Consider the following 16,910-nt stretch of genomic DNA (forward strand, 5'->3'; position numbering starts at 1 on the left):
ACGACGATCTCGGGGGGGGAGGTGCGTTGTCCTGCCGTTCTCTGTTCTCTCCCGCCCTCCCCCCCCCCCCCCCCCCCCCCCCCCCCCCCCCCCCCCCCCCCACCCGGGCGGTCAGGCCGAGACGCGGTACCAGTAGCCGCCGGTGCGAAGGGTCACGTAGTGGACGTTGGTGTTCGTCTCCTTCGCCTCGTACATCATGTCCGTGCCGGTGGCAGGGTCGGTGCCGGCGTAAAGGACGACGTGCACGGTGTTGTGGGCGCCCGTGCCGAAGTACTCGACGTCGCCGGGTTGGCGCTGGGACTCGGGTATCGGGGTGAGGCGGCTGTCCAGGGTCTGCTCGGTGGTGTCGCCGCCATTGGCGAGGTCGATGCCGGCGCCGAACCAGAAGGCCGCACGCACCAGGCCGGAACAGTCCAGGCCGGCGGTGGTGTTGGCCTTGCAGGGCTGGGGACCGGTGTATTGGTCGCACGTGCCCAGCGAGGGGCCGGGGCCCTCACCGTGCAGGGAGTGGCCGCCGCCCCACACGTACGGGACGCCGAGGTAGGACTTCGCGGCGTTCAGGACCTTGGTGGGGGAGACGGGGCCGCTGGGCAGCGGGGTGGGGGTGCTGGTGTAGAGGGCGTTCTTGACGGCCGTGCCGACGATGCCGTCGATGGTCAGGGCGTGGGCGGCCTCGAAGTTGCGTACGGCGGTGTCGGTGGCGGGGCCGAACTGCCCGTCGACGGTGAGGCGGCCCGCGTTGAAGGTGTTGAGCATCGTCTGCAGGGTGCTGGCGCACGCGCCGGTGGCGCCGGTCTGCAGGTCGCCGCACTGGGTGCGCAGGTCCACGGTACCGGAGGCGGCGGCCGCCGCCGCGTCGAGCGACGACTTGGTGGCCGGGCCCACGATGCCGTCGACGGTCAAGGAGTGCGAGGCCTGGAAGGTGCGCACGGCCGTGTCGGTGGCCGATCCGAACCGGCCGTCCACGGTGAGGGTTGCGCCGGTCCGGTTGAGCTCCAGTTGGAGCTGGGTGACGCAGCCGTCGGCCTCACCCAGCTGCAGGTTGGCCGGGCAGGCCGGGGAGGTGAGGGGTATCGGGGCCGGCACGGTCGCGGCGGACGCGGCCGAGGCGGTGTACGCGCCAAGGCCCGTCAGCACGGCTGCCAGGGCCAGGCCCAGTGAGAGGCGACGCCGGGTGGGCAGGAGGGTACTCACAGAAGGCTCTCCAGATTCATGATGATTCGCCAGGGAGGACAGGGCGCTTCACCCCTGGCGCTCGGCATGCTCGACGGACAGATCCAGACCGTCCGAACGGTGGTCAGCACCGACAAGTTGGGGCATGTCAGCCCGGTTGGCGGGTGTCCGGGCGACCTCCCGCGAGTTGCGGCGAACCCGAAAGCCGACTGGGGCACGCTCAACTCGAACAGTCATGTCCTTTCCGGGATGGTCTGAACGCTCGGCCCAGACTCAGGAGCGCTGGCGCAGACGGCCGGTGAACTACATCCGGCCGCATTCAGGACGAGCCTCCCCCAACCTTGATCACACGGCTATCCGCCTTTGGATCGCCAGGGACTGCACGTTTGTGGATAGCCGAGCGGTGAGGGCGCGTACTCACGTACCCACCCGGCCAACCGGTCCCTCGCTCGCTCAGCAGCTTCGGCGCAGCGTCTCGGACGGCGACTGTCCGAAGGTCTGGCGCTACACCGCGCTGAAGCGGCCCAGGTGGGGGAAGCCCCAGCGGCAGGCCAGGTCGGTCACCGTGCCGTCGGCCCGGCCGTCCACGATGGCGAGGAGGTCGCGGTGGGCGTGGTCGAGCCGGAGCTGGCGCAGGTACGCCAGGGGCGTGGTGTTCAGGTGTACGCGGAAGCCCTCTCCGAGGCTCCGTAGGCTGGTTCGCTCGGCGAGGGCGATGTCCGCCACCGAGACCGGCTCGTGCACGTGTTCCTCGCAGAACGCCTTGGCCCGGCGTAAGGCGGGCAGCAGGGCGGCCGAGCCACTGTCCGTCAGAGCGTCGCTGTGGGAATGGCGTTGTGCGTCCAGCAGACCGTCGGTCAGGAACCGAGTCCATGGAGCAGAGCACGGGCAACTTCTCCGCGCCGTCGACGTCGGCAAGGTCGGCGAGGTCGGCCAGGCCGTCCTTTGCGCGCCGGTCGTCCGCGATCCGCGGGGTCGCGGTGAAGTACAGCCGGCGCTTCGCGGGGACCTGGGCGTCGTCGTGGATCGCGGCCCACGCCTTCCTCGACCACACCGCCAGCGCGCTCGGCCTCCCCCGCCTCACACCCCTGGCCGGTGATCTCCTCACCACCTGGACCCGCCACCACACCCGATGAATCCCCCGGGCCAACCGGGCACCAGCCACCCCGGGTCCCCCCCCAGGTACATACATGGCTCTCGTCCAGACCGCGGGAATCCCCAGCTCGCCAGCAAGACCCACTACCGAACCACCGACCGTCACAGGGCACGCGCCGCAGCAGCACCGGGTCGCGGACTCCCCCACCGCCTCCTCGACGTCGATGGGGTGAGCCGTGTCGTCGTGCCGCGCCGCGATGACCAACTTGGTTTGCAGCCGGTCGCTGTGATCACTGAAGATCTTGACCTCCGAGGCGACGTTCTCGACCCGTCCGTTGCGGATCGCATCGGCCATCGCGGTCAGGGCGGTACGGGCTGTCCTACTGAAGGCTGGGTTTTCAGCCGCCCGGCGCCGAGGTGCGCTCTCGATCATCGGTGGGGACGTCCGCAACGACAGCGGGAGCCCCGGGCTCCCACGACCTGATGACTTCGAACGCGGTGAGTGACCCATCGGCCGGGGGTTCGGGCGAAGGTGGCTGCACCGTCGAACGCGACTACCGCATCGCGCCCCGCTGACATCACGGCCCGGGGATGGCGGGGAGCGGATCCACGTGCGCTTCTCCTGCTCGGCAGGCGCGCCCAGTGGTGGGGAGGGAAGATGGGATCGTCCCAGCCCGTTGATTGGCTGGAGGAGCGGACATGGAGATCAAGCCTCAGGCTGTCGTCCTCCCCAAGGAGACGGATCATCTCGAACAGGGGAAGTACGGGCCCGTTTTCCCCAGGACTCCGGCGTGCTACGGGTTCACCATCATCGCGCCCGTCAAGCCCGGCCACGCCGACGCGATGCGCCAGTACGGCTCCGCGCTGGCGGAAGCGCTGGAACAGGATCCGTACCTCCTCGCACCGCTGAAGCTCCACTACCTGCGCTGGGTCCTCTTCGACGACGACACCCGCTTCATGTACCAGGGGATCTTCGACACCGACTTCGACAAGTACACCGAGGACGCCGTCGCGCTGTTCTCAAAGGCGGGTGTGAGCACGGCGTTCGAGCATCTGGAGGGGTTTCCGGAGGACTGGCGGACCAACCCGGAGGCGTTCGTCAGGTTCGTCCGTGAGCACCACTGCCCGAGCTTCATCGAGTACGGAGAGTATCCGTACGTGACGGCGGACGAGATCAAGAAGGCGTTGCGGATCAAGAACGCTCTGTCGGAGATGCTCGACCAGATGCAGTGAGGCTGGGAGCTGGGCGATGAACGAGACCAGAACAGCGCGGGTCTACAACCAGCGGCACGTTCCAAGGAAGTACACGCCTGCGGGGCGGCGTGTGAGCGTCTACGTGTCGTGGAGCTATCCGGCCGAGGCGGGCCGGAACACGGCCGAGCTGGACAACCGGTTCTCCACCCTGACGGAGGTTCGCCGGGTGGCGTGGCCGGCCTACGAGGACCCGAAGTGGTCGGACCCCTATCGGTTCCAGCAGGGCATCGCGGGGTCGCTGGAGCTGTTCTTCTGGGCCTGGGTGCCGTTCCAGGACTTCGTCGAGGAGGTCACCGGGCATCCCGTCCCGGTCTACCAGCGCATCGACCAGGCCGGATTCCACACCCCGCTCGATGAGCGGGTGCTCGACGACGCGGACGTCCTGTTCGTCTTCGGGCTGGATCACATGATCACCGGACAGGAAGCCGAGCCGGGGGAGATCGAGGCGCTGCAGGCCTTCCTCGCCCGGGACAACGCCCGCCTGGTCCTGGGCCCCCACCACGACGTCGGCGCGTCGGACGACCTGTCCGTGCGGGAGGTGGAGTACCGCCACCACGGCGATCCCCTGGTGCCGCGCCAGCAGCGGTTCGCCACCTCCGTCCGAGATCTAATGAAGGGCCTAGGCGTGCCGGTCATCAACCGGTACGGGCTGCGTCCCGCCACCGGTGAGGACAACCGGATCGCCCCTTTGTCGACCGTCCCGGACCTGGACGAGAAGGGATGGCTGAACGGGGTCACGAACTTCAACCTCCACCCGCACCTGCCGCACTACGCAGTGACCAGTGATGATCCCAACGCCATCCACGTGCTGGCCCGGCAGCCGATCGACACCTCACGACCCCATCCGTTCACCGACGACGGGAACACCGAGTTCAACATGTTCCTGTGGATGCCCCCCGGCGGCGACCGCGCGGCAGACGTTCTGCTGGCCGACTCCACGATCTTCAGCACGCTCTTCGGCGCCGACGACAGCCTTCGGAACTTCTGGCGCAACCTCGTTACGTAGCGATGCGCAGGGAGGCCGACGTGAGCACACCCACCCACGTCACACTCGAACTCGACGACATCCAGCGCGGGGTCCTCAGCCCACGCCCCACCCCGTACGCGGCGACGTACCTGGCCTTCCGCATCGACGGCCGCGCCCATGGCCGGGAGCTGATGCGGCGGGCGAGCGCGGCGGCGACCTCCGCCGCCGACACCTCCAGCCCCCTGGGGGACACCTGGGTCAGTGTCGCCGTCACCTACTGGGGCCTGGAGACCCTCGGGGTGCCGCGCTCCTCGCTGGAGTCGTTCGCATGGGAGTTCCGGCAGGGCATGGCGGCCCGCGCACGGGCACTGCGCGACGAGGGCGCCAGCAGCCCACAGCGCTGGGAGGCACCGCTCGGTACGCGCGACGTCCATGTGGTGATCACGGCGATCGCACCCGACCCCCCTCGCCTCGAGGCGGCCCTCGACCGCGCCCGTCACACCTACGAGCTCCTGCCCGGCGTGACGGCCATCTGGAGGCAGGACTGCTACGCACTGCCCACCGAGAAGGAACACTTCGGCTACCTCGACGGCGTCAGCCATCCGGCCATCGAAGGCAGCGGCATCCCAGGGTCCAACACACTGGAAGCACCTCTGAAGAGCGGCGAGTTCGTCCTCGGCTACCCCGATGAGCTCGGCGGTGTCCAGACGCCTCAGCCGGCCGTGCTCGGGCGCAACGGCAGCTATGCGGTCTTCCGTAAACTCCACCAGGACGTCGCCGCGTTCAGACGCTACCTGAGGGACAACTCCACCGGCCCCGAGGACGAGGAGCTGATCGCCGCGAAGATCATGGGCCGCTGGCGCAGCGGAGCCCCTCTGGCGCTCGCCCCGCAGCACGACGACCCCACCCTCGGCGCCGACCCCCACCGTCGCAACACCTTCCTGTACGAGCAGGACGACCCGGCGGGATTCACCACACCCGGCAGCTGCCACATCCGCCGGGCCAACCCGCGCGACGCCTCAGTGGCCGGGGAGGTACGGCTGCACCGCATGATCCGGCGCGGCGCCGTCTACGGACCGCCACTGCCCGAGGGGGCGCTGGAGGACGACGGAGCGGACCGCGGTCTGATGTTCGCGTTCATCGGCGCCCACCTGGACCGGCAGTTCGAGTTCGTCCAGTCGCAGTGGATGAACGACGGCGTCTTCTTCGGGGCCGGCAACACGAAAGACCCCGTCGTCGGCGCCGCGGAAGGGGAGACCGGCTACACCATCCCCCGGCGGCCGGTGCGGCGCCGCCTGGCCCCGCTGCCCCGGTTCGTCGTCACCCGCGGGGGCGAGTACTGCTTCCTGCCGAGCCTGAGCGCCCTGCGCTGGCTCGGGGACCTCCACGACTGACCGGACGGACAGGCGCCATGGACACTCTGCATCTCGTCCTCAACGCGGTCACCGTCATCTTCATCGCGGCCACCATGTTCGCCGCCGGCCTGCGAGCCACCGTCCCGGCACTGCGCGGTGTCTTCGCCGACGTTCCACTGCTGTTGCTGGCGCTGATCGCCAACATGGTGGTCATCCCGCTGCTCGGCTGGGGCATCGGTGCACTGTTCGGTCTTCCCTCGGCCGCCTTCATCGCCCTCGTCCTGATCGCCTCGTCCCCGGGCGGTCCCTTCGGGGCGAAGCTGGCGACGGTGCAGCAGGGGGACGTCGTCGCGGGCGCGGCGATGCAGGTGCTGCTGGCCTCCCTCGGCAGCCTCACCTTTGCCCCCACCGCGAGCGCCATCCTCACCGCCGCCGACATTGGCACCAAGGTCTCCCTCGACGTCGGCGCGCTGGTGCGGACGGTGGCGCTGCTGCAACTCGTCCCGTTCGCCGTCGGCCTGCTCCTGCGCCGCTACGCCGGACCCACCGCACAGGCATGGCACCCCACGGCAGCCGCCGTCTCCAACATCACGTTCCTGGTGGTGCTGGCGGGCATGCTGCTCGGCAGCTGGCATGACGTCGCCGACCTCTTCGGCTCACTCGCCCTGCTCGCCGGCTTCCTGCTCGCCGTCTTCGCCTTCGCCGTGGGGACCCTGCTGGCCACCGGCCCGATGATGCGCCGCACCACCATGGGAGGCGTCGCCTCGGTGCGCAACGCCGGCCCCGCCCTGGCCGCCATCGGTCTCGCCTTCGCCGACCAGCCCGATGTTCTGGGCGCACTCGCCGCGATCCTCCTCAGCGGCCTCGCGGCAGCCCTCCTCATCGCCACTTGGCTCAGCAGGCACAGGAAGGCCCCAGACGCCGCCCCTGGCAGGAGCTCAGGGTGAAGCAGCAGAGCCGAGGGTGCGCTTGAGCAGGCGGAAGGTGTGTCAAGGTCGAATCTGCGGAGGAAGGTGCGCCAGATCCGGTCCAGGTGGACGGCAGCGATGCCGGTGGCCGAGGACCATGGCCACAGCGGCTTCGCTTCGCGCTCGCCGGGCAGGTGATCGACCTTGAGGCGGACCAACGTGCCGTGGGTGATGGGGATTTCACCTTCGTGGTCAATCCAGGGCCCACGTCTCTGCAGACGCTGGTGCATGCGGTCCCACGCCTTCGCCTCGTGGTGGTTGGCCACCGGGAGGAGGGTGCCGCGCAGGCGGTCGGCGGCGTGGAGGGCGGTGGCGGCCCGGTCCAACAGATCGCCGGCACGGTGTATCGCGCAGCCACGGTCGCTGGCGCGGTACTCCCCCGCCAAGACCTCGGCCACGGCGGCGAGTTCACCGACACCGGGGTCCTCCACCGGCTCGGCACCGAAGAACTCCAGCGCGTACGCCACCTCCGCCAACCTGGCCGTACGGCGCGTCTCCCACCACGTACTCACACCGCGATCATCCACCACCACACCACCCAGTCGACACGAAACGAAGTGTCGGCGGTCACGCACGTCCCCGCCTGAGCCGGTTCCGCGTCACGGAATTACGTGACCGTCGACCGGGAGACGGAAATCAGCAGGTCAGACCGCGGTTGGTATCTGACATGGGGCGATCGGTCGGTGACTCGACTCGTGAACCGTGACCGCTCTCCGGAGGAGCTCGAGCGCGACCGCTGGTCGGCGCCGTCGGGCGGCGAAACCCGGCTGATGGCGACCGTGCGCGAGCTTCGGCGCAAGCCGATCGGCGACCTGCCGGTCGAGGACATGCGGCTGCTGATCAGGCACAGCGTGGGCCTCGCCTATCTCCTGCCGTTGGCGGTGGAGGTCGCAGCGCCGGACGTGCTCCCAGCGTTGCCTCACGCTGATCCAGACCGGAACCGACTCCTACCGGTTCCAGGCCACCGAGGACGAACGCGGCACCAAGAAACACCCGGTGGGTTTGTCCTCGGACGTCCGGGCCGGTCAGTACAGCAGGGCAGCCGTGAACGTCTTGCGGTGGTCCACCAGCCAGGTCTGCACGCGGTCCCAGCGCGCCCATCCACCACGCTCGGCCAACGCCTGGAGATAGACAGGGTCTCCGCCGGCTACGCGGCGGGCGACGAAGGCCCGGCAGACCTCCGTGGCCTGCTCGATGACGCCAGGCAACTCGGCGCGGCCCCCGGCCGAGAGGCCGTAGCCGTCGGCAAGGATCCGCAGCCGTGCGGCCGCATCCAGCCCGGAGGGATAGAGAGCGGCCGCGGACTCGGGATCAAGCATGGGCACCCAATAACGGGCGGTCATGGCGATGTCCCAGAGGGCCCGGCCCGGGGCCGCCAAGTCGAAATCGATCAGGGCTGCGGCACGACCGTCGCGGAAGACGACGTTCTCCGGGCACACATCGTTGTGGCACAGCATCGTTCCCCCCTCCGGGTCGGCCAGGTCCCGGGGCCACTCGGCACGGGTGTCGACCGCGACGGCCGCGCTGGTCTCATGCAGACGCCGCAGCAGGCTCCCCACCGATTCGAGGGCAGAACTCCTTGTCGCCCAGTCCGGGAACGGCGGCAGAGCCACGTCGCCAGGGATGAAGGTCAGCTGCTCACGGCCATCCGCTGTGAGACCGACAGGGGCCGGCGCCGCGTCGAAGCCGTGCTCCTTCAGCGCAAGGAGATAGGCATGCAGGGTGCGCGCGTTGCGCGGTGCCGGTCGCTCCACCAACTCCCCCCGGCGGAAGACCGCCGCCGCGTTCACCATCCCGCCGACCAGCGCCTCATCTTCAGCCGTCATGAAGTCACGCTATCGCCAGATCGACCCCGCGCGGGGCGGCCTGCACACGACGTGGATCAACGCACGACGGAGCGCGCGACGCGGAATCCCACGTCGTCGACGTGGAAAGTCGGGTGGCTGCGGCGCGCGGAGGTCCGGCAACTCCAGTGCGGCGGTAACGCCGACTGGACGTCCTTGGGCTATGACGGCCGCCCGCCGAACTGCCAGTTGTGCACCTCGATGTCGGCGTACCGGTCCGGGGTCAGGATGGCGCGTGCCGTCTCCGGGTCCGGCGACCGGACCAACCCTGCCGTGCCCAGCCAGGCGGCGCCGTCGTCGGACAGCAGCGGCCCGTAGGTGATCAGTTCGTCCCGGTCGGGTGGCACGGCGAGGTCGGCGGGCTGCCCCGAGCCGAGGCCGAGCACCAGGTAGCGGTTGCCGCCGGTTCGGCCGCCGGGGAAGTCCCACATCGTGCGCCCCAGCACGTTGTGCCACCGTCGTAGCAACACGTCCCGGTAGACGCCGGCCTGGTAGCCGGGCTCGTCGAAGGCGAACGCGCGGGCGGCGGCGGGATCTGGCAGGTCGACGATGTGCACGCTCCCGGTGGGTGTGCCACCGTCGTCGAGGGTCGGGCCCCGGGCGATCATCTCCTTCGCGTACTGGTCCATGTAGGACCAGTGTTCTTCCCGCAGTTCGTAGCGCAGGGCGACGGAGTCGGGCCGGTCGCGGTGGTAGCAGAGGAACTCCATGTCCATAGGGTCTCTTCAAGCAGGTCACCAGATCGAGCGGTTTTCATTGCGATGGTTGCTCAGTAACCGAGGCGAGCCGCTGACCGATCTTCGCTGCTATCACGAGGTGCGCCGAGAGCGAGGAGCGATCGCAGCCGCCGGGCAAGAGTGGGAAATTGCCGAGGTCAAGAGGCGTGGCATGATTCCGGGGTGGCCCCTGTGACTGCCTCTGAGTACATACCGCCTGCTGAGCGCGCTGCTCTCGTCGACCTGTTGGCCGGTGTACGAGCCGGGCGGGGCGGGGCGGCGGTCGTACGCGGTGAGGCGGGAATCGGCAAGACGGCGCTGCTACGCCACGCCACCGATGGCCTGACAGACGTAAGGCTGATGTGGGTCAACGGGGCCGAGTTCGAAGCGGACTTCGCGTACGCCGCCGTGCACCAACTGACCCGCCCGCTGCACGAGCGGATCGAGCACTTGCCCACCGCACAGCGGGACGCGCTGGCGGTGGCGCTGGGATTGGGCGAGGGTGACACGCCGAGCCGTTTCGCCGTCGGCCTGGCCCTGTTGGGGCTGCTGTCGGATGCTGCTGGGGAGCAGCCCGTGGTGTGCGTGGTGGACGACGCGCAGTGGCTGGATCGGGCGTCGGCGCAGGTGCTGGCGTTCGTGGCCCGGCGGGTGGCGGACGAGTCGGTGGCGTTCGTGTTCGGGGTGCGCGACCCGCACGTCGTCGCGGAACTCGAAGGATTGCCGACGCTGACGCTGCCCCGGCTGTCCGACCAGGTGGCGCGACGACTGCTGGCCTCCGGTCTGCTCGGTCCCCTGGACGATCAGGTGCGGGAGCGGATCCTCGCCGAGGCGCGGGGCAATCCGCTGGCGCTGCTGGAGCTGCCGCGCCGACTCGGTCCCGCCGCGCTGGCGGGCGGCTTCGGATTGCCGACGCCGGTCTCCCCGGCCAACCGGATCGAGCAGAACTACCAGCAGCGAATCTCCCGGCTCTCCGAGGAGGCCCGGACCCTGCTGCTGGTGGCGGCCGCCGAACCCCTGGGCCACCCCGGGCTGCTGTGGCAGGCGTCCGATCTGCTGGGTGTGGGGCCGCAGGCCGGGCCGGAGGCCGAGGCGAGCGAACTGATCGAGCTGGGCGGGCAGGCCCGGTTCCGGCATCCTCTGGTGCGCTCGGCGGTGTACACGGCGGCCTCCCCTGCGGAGCGCCGCCGCGTCCACGGGGCGCTCGCGCAGGCCACTGATCCGCTGACGGCGCCCGACCGGCGTGCGTGGCACCGCGCGCAGTCCCTGTCCCGGCCGGACGAGGAGGCGGCGGTCGATCTGCTGCGCTGCGCGGAGCGGGCGCGGCGCCGGGGCGGGGCCGCTGCCGAGGCGGCGTTCCTGGAGCAGGCCGCGGCCCTGACGGCCGATCCGCGGCTGCGGGCTGAACGCAGTCTCGCCGCCGCGCGGGCCGCGCTGGAGGCCGGTGCGTTCGAGAGCGCGCTGACGCTGGTCGAGGCCGCCGAGGGCAGCCCGATCGACACCGCCGGGCGGGTGCAGGCCCACCTCTTGCGCGGTCGCGCGGCGTTCTTCGGTGACGGCGCGGCGGATGCGGTCGGCCACCTGGTGGCAGCGGCCGACCTTGATCCCGGCCGGGCCAGGATCCACCTGCTGGACGCACTCCAGGCGGGCCTGGTGGTCGGCCGGTCCTCGCCCGCGGCGCGGGACGCCTTGGCGGCGGCCCGGCGGGCGCCCGCCGCAGCGGGTGAACGCTCGACTGCGGACGAGCTGCTGGACGCGCTCGTTCGCTACCTCGACGGCGACCTTACGGCGGTGCCGGTGCTGCACGGACTGCTGTCGGAGGTGGCCGACCCGCTGTGGGCCGGCCGGCTGTCGCTGGCCGCCCTGCTCGCCGTCGAACTGTGGGACGTCGCTCTGGAAGACCGGCTCGCCGGTCGGGCGGTGGACGCCGCGCGCGCCGGCGGAACGCTGATGGTCCTCCCGGTGGGCCTGTGGATGCAGGCGATGGCCGCGGCCCAGCGCGGAGACCTGCTCGGGGCGGCGGCGCTGAACAGCGAGGCCGACGGCATAGCCGAAGTGACCGGTGTCCCGCCGCACTGGTACGGCCGACTGTTCGCGGCTGCAGTGCGTGGGGCGGACGCGCAGGCGCGGCCGCTGTTCGACCGGGTGCTGGCCGAGTCGCACGCCCGGCGCAAGGGCATGCTGACGGCGACCGTCCACGCGGCGGCGGCGCTGCACGCCAACGGCACCGCCGACCACCGCGCAGCTCTGGCCTCGGCCCGGTCGGCCGTCGCCGACGGCGAGCTGGGAATGTCCAGCCTCGCCCTGCCCGAGCTCGTCGAGGCGGCCGTTCGATGCGGCGAGCAGGACACCGCCCGAGAGGCGTTCGCGCAGCTGTCGCGGCACGCGTCGGCGGCGGGCACCGACTGGGCGCTGGGCGTGCGCGCCGCCCTCGCCGCCCTGCTGTCGGACGCCCCGGAGGAACTCCACGCCGAGGCGGTGGCCCGGCTGGACGCCGCCGGCCTGCGGGTGTGGCACGGCCGCGCCCTGCTGCACCAGGGTGCATGGCTGCGCCGCGACGGCCGCCGCGGGCAAGCCCGGGAGGCGCTGCGCGCCGCTCACGGGCTGTTCACCGCGATGGGCGCGGAGGGCTTCGCCGAGCGGGCCCGGGTGGAACTGGCCGCCGCCGGCGAGCAGGCCCGGCCGGCCGTGCTCGGAGCGGTGGAGCTGCTGACCGGTCAGGAGCTGAACATCGCCCGCCTGGTGGCGACCGGCGCGACTTCCCGAGAGGTCGCCGACCGTCTGTTCCTGAGCCCGCGCACCATCGACGCCCACCTGCGCAGCGTGTTTCGCAAGCTCGACGTCACCTCGCGCCGCCAGCTTGCCGCCGCGCTCGGCCGGAACGCCTAAGCCGGGCCTGCTCACTTAGGCAGCCGCCTAGGCGACTTTCACCGATGAGGGCACCGGGTCGGCCCGGCCAGACTCGGGGACATGAAGAACACGCCCTCGGGCATCGACCGGGCCGCCCCGGTTCTCGCCCGCCGTGAGCTGCCGATCCGGGCCCCGGCCCCGGCCGTCTGGGCGCTGCTGACGTACGTGCCCGGCTGGCCAACCTGGCAGCCGGACATCGCCGAAGCCCGCGCCCTGACCCCGCTGACGCCGGGCGCGGTGTTCCACTGGCGCACCGGCGGCGTGGACATCACCTCCACCGTGTACGCGGTGGACGCGCCCCGGTCGATTCTGTGGGGCGGCCTCTCTCAGGGCATCACCGCCGTCCACCAGTGGACGTTCACCCCTTCGGCCAGGGCGACCCTCGTCGTCACGGAGGAGTCCTGGGACGGTGCGCCCGTACAGGCCGACGCCGCTGTCGTCACCCGGGCCCTGGACCGGTCCCTCGCGCAGTGGCTGCTGCACCTGAAGTCCGCCGCCGAGCGCGCCGCGCGCTGACGCCCGCCGCGCCGTTCCGCTCCCACCGGCCCGCTCCCCCAGCCCCGTTCCTGGAGTTCCCATGCCCAGTGCGTCCCGTGGCACCGTCCTCGCGGTGCTGGCCACCGCCCAGTTCACCGTCATGCTCGCCACCTCGATCGTGAACGTCGCCCTTCCGCAGATCCGGGACGGCGTCGGCCTCTCCGATTCCGCCACCACCTGGGTGGTCAACGCCTACGGCCTGGCGTTCGGGGCGCTGCTGCTGGTCGGCGGGCGGGCCGCCGACCTTCTGGGACGGCGCCGCGTCCTGCTGGCCGGGTTGGGGGCCTTCGGGGTCGCCTCCGCCATTGCCGCGCTGGCAACCTCGCCCGGTGTCCTGATCGCCGCGCGGGCCGTCCAGGGTGCGGGTGCGGCGGCCGTCGCCCCGGCGGCCCTCGCCCTCGCGGTGGGCCTGTATCCGCCGGGCCCGGCCCGCGGCCGAGCACTGGCGGTCTGGGGCGCGGTGTCGGGGGCGGGCGGTGCGGCGGGGGTGGTGCTCGGCGGGCTGCTGACCCAGACGTGGGGCTGGCCGTGGATCTTCCGTACGGTGGCGATCGGCAGCTTCGGGGTGCTGGCGGCGACGGCCGCATGCGTCCCCGCTGCGGGCCGGGCGGAACGGGCCAGGTTCGACTGGGCGGGGACCGCCGCGAGCGTCCTCGCCCTGACCGCCCTGGTGTGGGGCCTGACCACGGCCCGCCGCTCGGGCTGGACGGACACCTGGGTGCTGGCCGCGTTCGGCGCCGCCGCCGTGCTCACCGTGGTGTTCTGGCGGGTCGAGCGCACCAGCGCCTCCCCCCTGGTGCCGCCGCGGCTGTTCGCCGCCCGCGACGTGACGGTCGGCAACCTGCTGACGGGCCTGTTCGGCTCGGTGTGGATCGCGTTGTTCTTCTTCCTGCCGCTCTACCAGCAGCAGGTCCTCGGCGAGGACCCGCTGAACACCGGCCTGGGCCAACTCCCCCTCGCCATCGCGAACATGCTCGGCGCAGCCCTCGCCCCCGCCCTCGCCCGCCGGACCGGCGGCCGCGCCACGCTCGTTGCCGCGCTGCTGACCGAGGCGGCCGGGATGCTGTGGCTGTCCCGCATCGGCGCGGACGGCACCTTCCTCACCGACGTGCTCGGCCCCAGCGTCCTGGTCGGCCTCGGCCTGAGCGTCGCCTTCGTCCAGCTCACCAGCCTGTCCGTGGCAGGCGTCGACGGATCGGACGCGGGCCTGGCGGGTGGCCTGGCCAACACCACCCGGCAGGTCGGCGGCGCTGTCGGGCTCGCCGTCCTGGCGACCCTCGCCGGATCCGTCACCTCCCGCGCCAGCGGCCACCAGCCGCCGCTGGAGGCGCTGACCTCCGGCTACCGCACCGCCTTCGCCCTGGGCTCAGCCGTCCTGGCCGGCACCGCCCTGCTCGCTGCCCTGCTGGTGCGCCGCACACCCACCGCCGACCGGCCGCACCACACACCCGCCCCGGAACCCGCCTTTCCCGGCCGACCCTGACCACCTGACACACCTTCCCGTCCCTTTGCACCCCACATCGAAAGGAACCGCCGTGCTCACCATCGACGAGAACGCACCCGTCATCGTCCGCCTGTCCATCGAGATCGACGCCCCGCTGGAGACCGTTTGGTCCCTGCACACCGCCATCGACGACTGGCCCGTCTGGAACACCGACGTCGACCAGGCCCGCCTGGAGGGCCCGCTCGCCGAAGGCGCCTCTTTCACCTGGCGCACCCATGGGTTGGACATCACCTCCACCGTCCACGAACTCGTGCCCGGCGCCCGGATCGCCTGGGGCGGTCCCGCGAACGGCATCGAAGGCATCCACGTGTGGACCTTCGAGCAGACCGGCGACCGGGTCACCGTCCACACCGAGGAGTCCTGGAGCGGAGCCCCCGTCGACGCCGCCGCCGACCAACTCGGCCGCGCCCTGCGCACCTCGCTGGAGGACTGGCTCACCTGCCTCAAGAGCCGTGCCGAGAAGCGTTCCTGACCACCTGAAACCACTTCCGGCGGTATCGCCGCACAGAGGAACACGAGGACTCGATCATGACCGACAAGCCCTACCTGCTGGGCCACTACACCCCCGCCGTCGACGAACTGACCGCCACCGAGCTGACCGTCGAGGGCACCCTGCCGCCCGAGCTGACCGGTCGTCTGATCCGCAACAGCCACAACCCCAAGCCCGGCGTCACCCCCGCCCACTGGTTCAAGGGCAGCGGCATGGTCCACGGCATCCGGCTGCGTGAGGGCCGCGCCGAGTGGTACCGCAACCGCTGGGTGCGCACCCCCGCCCTGGACGGCGCCCCCTACCTGACCGAGCACGGCCCCGACATGACGGCGAGCACCGCAGGCACCCACGTCATCGAGCACGCCGGACGCCTGCTGGCCCTGTGCGAGGCCAACTTCCCCTTCGAACTCACCCCCCACCTCGACACCGTCGGCCCCTACGACTTCGACGGCAAACTGCGCAGCGCCATGACCGCCCACCCCAAGAGCGACCCCGTCACCGGCGAACTGCACTTCTTCGGCTCCTCGCCCTTTCCGCCCTACCTGCTCTACTACACGGCCGACGCGGACGGGCACATCACCCACAGCGCCGAGGTCCCCGGCGCCACCGCCTCCCTCAAGCACGACTTCGCGATCACCCGCCACCACGTGGTCTTCGTCGAAGGCGCCGTCACCTTCGACCCCGCCGAGCACTCCGGCATCCCCTACTCCTGGCAGGACGCGCAGCCGGCCCGCGTCGGCGTCATGCCGCGCGGCCCGCACGGCGCCGACAAGATCCGCTGGTTCCCGATCGAACCCGGCAACATGCTCCACGCCGCCAACGCCTACGAGGACGCCCACGGCCGCATTGTCCTGGAGGGCCCCACCGTCGACCGCGAGGGCTTCCAGCTCTCCTGGAACTGGTGGGTCGGCTCCCCCGGCCGCGGCACCGAGCCCAACACCCGCTCCTACAACCGCCGCTGGACCATCGACCTGACCACGGGACGGGTCGACGAACAGGTCATCGACGACCTCGCCGTCGAGTTCCCCACCCTCAACGAGGACTTCCTCGGCGCCGAGCACCGCTACCAGTACGCCGTCTCCTTCCCCGACCAGCAGGGCTTCGGCGGCTACGGCATCGTCAAGTACGACCGCACCACCGGCGAGCGCCGCATCCATCAGGCCGGCGACGCCCGACTGCCCAGCGAAGCGGTCTTCGTCCCCGCCACCGGCGCCACCCGCGAGGACGACGGCTACCTGCTCACCGTCGTCTCCGACCTCAAGCAGGACGCCTCCCAGCTCCTGGTCCTGGACGCCGCCGACCTCGACAGGGTCGCCACCGTCCACCTCCCGCGCCGCGTCACCGGCGGCATCCACGGCTCCTGGATCCCCGACACCAACCTCTGATCCCACCCGAGCAGCCGACCCCAGGGACGCCACCGCTCCCCAGGGCCTTCAACCCCTCCAAGGAAAGAGCACTGCCATGCGCGCACCCGCCGCGGCCACCACCGCTGCCCTCGCCCTCACCCTCCTCCTCACCGCACCCACCGCCGCATCCGCCCTCACCACCGGCCCGACACCCGCCGCAGCGGCCGCCCACCGCACCGACGTGCAGATCAACGAACAGGCCCCGGTCATCACCCGCGCCGACATCCTCATCCACGCCCCGCTGCACACCGTCTGGAACATCCAGACCGATGTCGAGAACTGGCCCACTTGGCAGCCCAACGTCGAGACCGTCACCAAGGACACCCCCGGCCGACTGCGCCCCGGCTCGACGTTCCGCGGGAGCACCGAAGGCCTCGACATCACCTCCACCGTCAAGCAGGTCGAGCCCGGCAAGCGCCTCGCCTGGGGCGGCCCGGCCCGGGGCATCACCGCCGTCCACGTCTGGACCTTCACCCCCACCCGCGACGGCGTCCTCGTCCACACCGAGGAATCCTGGACCGGAGAACCCGTCACCGCCGACCAGGCCGCCCTGCAAGCCGCCCTCGACAACTCCCTGCACAACTGGCTCACCAACCTCAAGCACGAAGCCGAAACCCGGTAGCCGGCTGACCTACGCCGAACCATTTGCTTGACCAGAGCAGCGCCGTGCCATCCCGCGCGGCGCACCTGG

17 protein-coding genes and 2 pseudogenes are annotated in these 16,910 nt (G+C 71.2%); 14 read left to right on the forward strand and 5 right to left on the reverse strand.

Annotated features, from left to right (window positions below; translation table 11 throughout):
• Positions 1-111: 111 nt before the first annotated feature.
• Positions 112-1,194, reverse strand: a complete 1,083-nt coding sequence (locus tag ACZ5OX_RS36800; protein WP_465636277.1) for a C40 family peptidase — start codon at positions 1,192-1,194, stop codon at positions 112-114.
• 18 nt (positions 1,195-1,212) lie between these two features.
• Here ACZ5OX_RS36800 and ACZ5OX_RS36805 point away from each other — a divergent pair, with 18 nt between their 5' ends.
• Positions 1,213-1,431: a hypothetical protein gene (locus ACZ5OX_RS36805; RefSeq protein WP_465636279.1), complete on the forward strand. Its 219-nt coding sequence runs from the start codon at positions 1,213-1,215 to the stop codon at positions 1,429-1,431.
• A 246-nt stretch (positions 1,432-1,677) separates the two neighbouring features.
• Here the strand turns inward: ACZ5OX_RS36805 and ACZ5OX_RS36810 are convergent, their stop codons facing one another.
• Positions 1,678-1,917, reverse strand: a complete 240-nt coding sequence (locus ACZ5OX_RS36810; RefSeq protein WP_465636281.1) for a helix-turn-helix transcriptional regulator — start codon at positions 1,915-1,917, stop codon at positions 1,678-1,680.
• Positions 1,918-2,045: 128 nt separating this feature from the next.
• On the opposite strand from ACZ5OX_RS36810, the gene ACZ5OX_RS36815 reads away from it, so the two are divergent.
• From ACZ5OX_RS36815 to ACZ5OX_RS36845, 7 genes and pseudogenes are all read left to right on the forward strand, one after another.
• Positions 2,046-2,309 (forward strand): hypothetical protein, encoded by a 264-nt coding sequence (locus ACZ5OX_RS36815; RefSeq protein ID WP_465636283.1) that lies wholly within the window; start codon positions 2,046-2,048, stop codon positions 2,307-2,309.
• Between the two features lie 658 nt (positions 2,310-2,967).
• Positions 2,968-3,501, forward strand: a complete 534-nt coding sequence (locus ACZ5OX_RS36820; RefSeq protein WP_465636284.1) for a hypothetical protein — start codon at positions 2,968-2,970, stop codon at positions 3,499-3,501.
• 91 nt (positions 3,502-3,592) lie between these two features.
• Positions 3,593-4,528: a hypothetical protein gene (locus ACZ5OX_RS36825; RefSeq protein WP_465636285.1), complete on the forward strand. Its 936-nt coding sequence runs from the start codon at positions 3,593-3,595 to the stop codon at positions 4,526-4,528.
• A 20-nt stretch (positions 4,529-4,548) separates the two neighbouring features.
• Entirely contained in the window at positions 4,549-5,883 is a 1,335-nt protein-coding gene (locus ACZ5OX_RS36830) for a Dyp-type peroxidase (protein WP_465636287.1), read from the forward strand.
• A 17-nt stretch (positions 5,884-5,900) separates the two neighbouring features.
• The gene (locus tag ACZ5OX_RS36835; RefSeq protein WP_465636288.1) at positions 5,901-6,791 is read left to right on the forward strand and encodes a bile acid:sodium symporter family protein; all 891 of its coding nucleotides are present in this window, start codon (positions 5,901-5,903) and stop codon (positions 6,789-6,791) included.
• Positions 6,792-6,877: 86 nt separating this feature from the next.
• Complete coding sequence (locus ACZ5OX_RS36840) at positions 6,878-7,399, forward strand: hypothetical protein (protein WP_465636289.1); 522 nt, start codon at positions 6,878-6,880, stop codon at positions 7,397-7,399.
• A 108-nt stretch (positions 7,400-7,507) separates the two neighbouring features.
• A pseudogene (locus ACZ5OX_RS36845) lies at positions 7,508-7,708 on the forward strand (contact-dependent growth inhibition system immunity protein); the annotation flags it as partial.
• 129 nt (positions 7,709-7,837) lie between these two features.
• On the opposite strand, the gene ACZ5OX_RS36850 reads toward ACZ5OX_RS36845, so the two are convergent.
• From ACZ5OX_RS36850 to ACZ5OX_RS36860, 3 genes and pseudogenes are all read right to left on the reverse strand, one after another.
• Complete coding sequence (locus ACZ5OX_RS36850; RefSeq protein ID WP_465636291.1) at positions 7,838-8,638, reverse strand: aminoglycoside phosphotransferase family protein; 801 nt, start codon at positions 8,636-8,638, stop codon at positions 7,838-7,840.
• 56 nt (positions 8,639-8,694) lie between these two features.
• Positions 8,695-8,787, reverse strand: a pseudogene (locus ACZ5OX_RS36855) (formylglycine-generating enzyme family protein); the annotation flags it as partial.
• Between the two features lie 30 nt (positions 8,788-8,817).
• On the reverse strand, positions 8,818-9,366 hold the full coding sequence (locus tag ACZ5OX_RS36860; protein WP_465636324.1) for a YciI family protein: 549 nt from the start codon (positions 9,364-9,366) through the stop codon (positions 8,818-8,820).
• A gap of 198 nt (positions 9,367-9,564) precedes the next feature.
• Between ACZ5OX_RS36860 and ACZ5OX_RS36865 the strand changes: the two genes are divergently transcribed.
• The 6 genes from ACZ5OX_RS36865 (at position 9,565) to ACZ5OX_RS36890 (ending at position 16,841) form a co-directional block, all read left to right on the forward strand.
• The gene (locus tag ACZ5OX_RS36865; protein ID WP_465636293.1) at positions 9,565-12,261 is read left to right on the forward strand and encodes an AAA family ATPase; all 2,697 of its coding nucleotides are present in this window, start codon (positions 9,565-9,567) and stop codon (positions 12,259-12,261) included.
• 81 nt (positions 12,262-12,342) lie between these two features.
• On the forward strand, positions 12,343-12,798 hold the full coding sequence (locus ACZ5OX_RS36870; protein WP_449793012.1) for an SRPBCC family protein: 456 nt from the start codon (positions 12,343-12,345) through the stop codon (positions 12,796-12,798).
• Positions 12,799-12,859: 61 nt separating this feature from the next.
• Positions 12,860-14,302, forward strand: coding sequence for an MFS transporter (locus ACZ5OX_RS36875; RefSeq protein WP_465636295.1), 1,443 nt, complete (start codon positions 12,860-12,862; stop codon positions 14,300-14,302).
• A 52-nt stretch (positions 14,303-14,354) separates the two neighbouring features.
• Positions 14,355-14,795 (forward strand): SRPBCC family protein, encoded by a 441-nt coding sequence (locus ACZ5OX_RS36880; RefSeq protein WP_465636297.1) that lies wholly within the window; start codon positions 14,355-14,357, stop codon positions 14,793-14,795.
• A 56-nt stretch (positions 14,796-14,851) separates the two neighbouring features.
• Positions 14,852-16,198, forward strand: coding sequence for a carotenoid oxygenase family protein (locus tag ACZ5OX_RS36885; protein ID WP_465636299.1), 1,347 nt, complete (start codon positions 14,852-14,854; stop codon positions 16,196-16,198).
• A gap of 76 nt (positions 16,199-16,274) precedes the next feature.
• The gene (locus ACZ5OX_RS36890; RefSeq protein ID WP_465636301.1) at positions 16,275-16,841 is read left to right on the forward strand and encodes an SRPBCC family protein; all 567 of its coding nucleotides are present in this window, start codon (positions 16,275-16,277) and stop codon (positions 16,839-16,841) included.
• Positions 16,842-16,910: the final 69 nt, after the last annotated feature.

The sequence above is a fragment of the Kitasatospora sp. NPDC032121 genome, assembly GCF_055580145.1.

What these genes read in the sequence shown, in the direction of transcription:
- ACZ5OX_RS36885 (WP_465636299.1), top strand. Translation starts at nt 14,852, where the DNA reads ATGACCGACAAGCCCTACCTGCTGGGCCACTACACCCCCGCCGTCGAC.
- ACZ5OX_RS36805 (WP_465636279.1), top strand. Translation starts at nt 1,213, where the DNA reads ATGATGATTCGCCAGGGAGGACAGGGCGCTTCACCCCTGGCGCTCGGC.
- ACZ5OX_RS36835 (WP_465636288.1), top strand. Translation starts at nt 5,901, where the DNA reads ATGGACACTCTGCATCTCGTCCTCAACGCGGTCACCGTCATCTTCATC.
- ACZ5OX_RS36875 (WP_465636295.1), top strand. Translation starts at nt 12,860, where the DNA reads ATGCCCAGTGCGTCCCGTGGCACCGTCCTCGCGGTGCTGGCCACCGCC.
- ACZ5OX_RS36860 (WP_465636324.1), bottom strand. Translation starts at nt 9,366, where the DNA reads ATGGAGTTCCTCTGCTACCACCGCGACCGGCCCGACTCCGTCGCCCTG.
- ACZ5OX_RS36890 (WP_465636301.1), top strand. Translation starts at nt 16,275, where the DNA reads ATGCGCGCACCCGCCGCGGCCACCACCGCTGCCCTCGCCCTCACCCTC.
- ACZ5OX_RS36815 (WP_465636283.1), top strand. Translation starts at nt 2,046, where the DNA reads ATGGAGCAGAGCACGGGCAACTTCTCCGCGCCGTCGACGTCGGCAAGG.
- ACZ5OX_RS36870 (WP_449793012.1), top strand. Translation starts at nt 12,343, where the DNA reads ATGAAGAACACGCCCTCGGGCATCGACCGGGCCGCCCCGGTTCTCGCC.
- ACZ5OX_RS36820 (WP_465636284.1), top strand. Translation starts at nt 2,968, where the DNA reads ATGGAGATCAAGCCTCAGGCTGTCGTCCTCCCCAAGGAGACGGATCAT.
- ACZ5OX_RS36850 (WP_465636291.1), bottom strand. Translation starts at nt 8,638, where the DNA reads ATGACGGCTGAAGATGAGGCGCTGGTCGGCGGGATGGTGAACGCGGCG.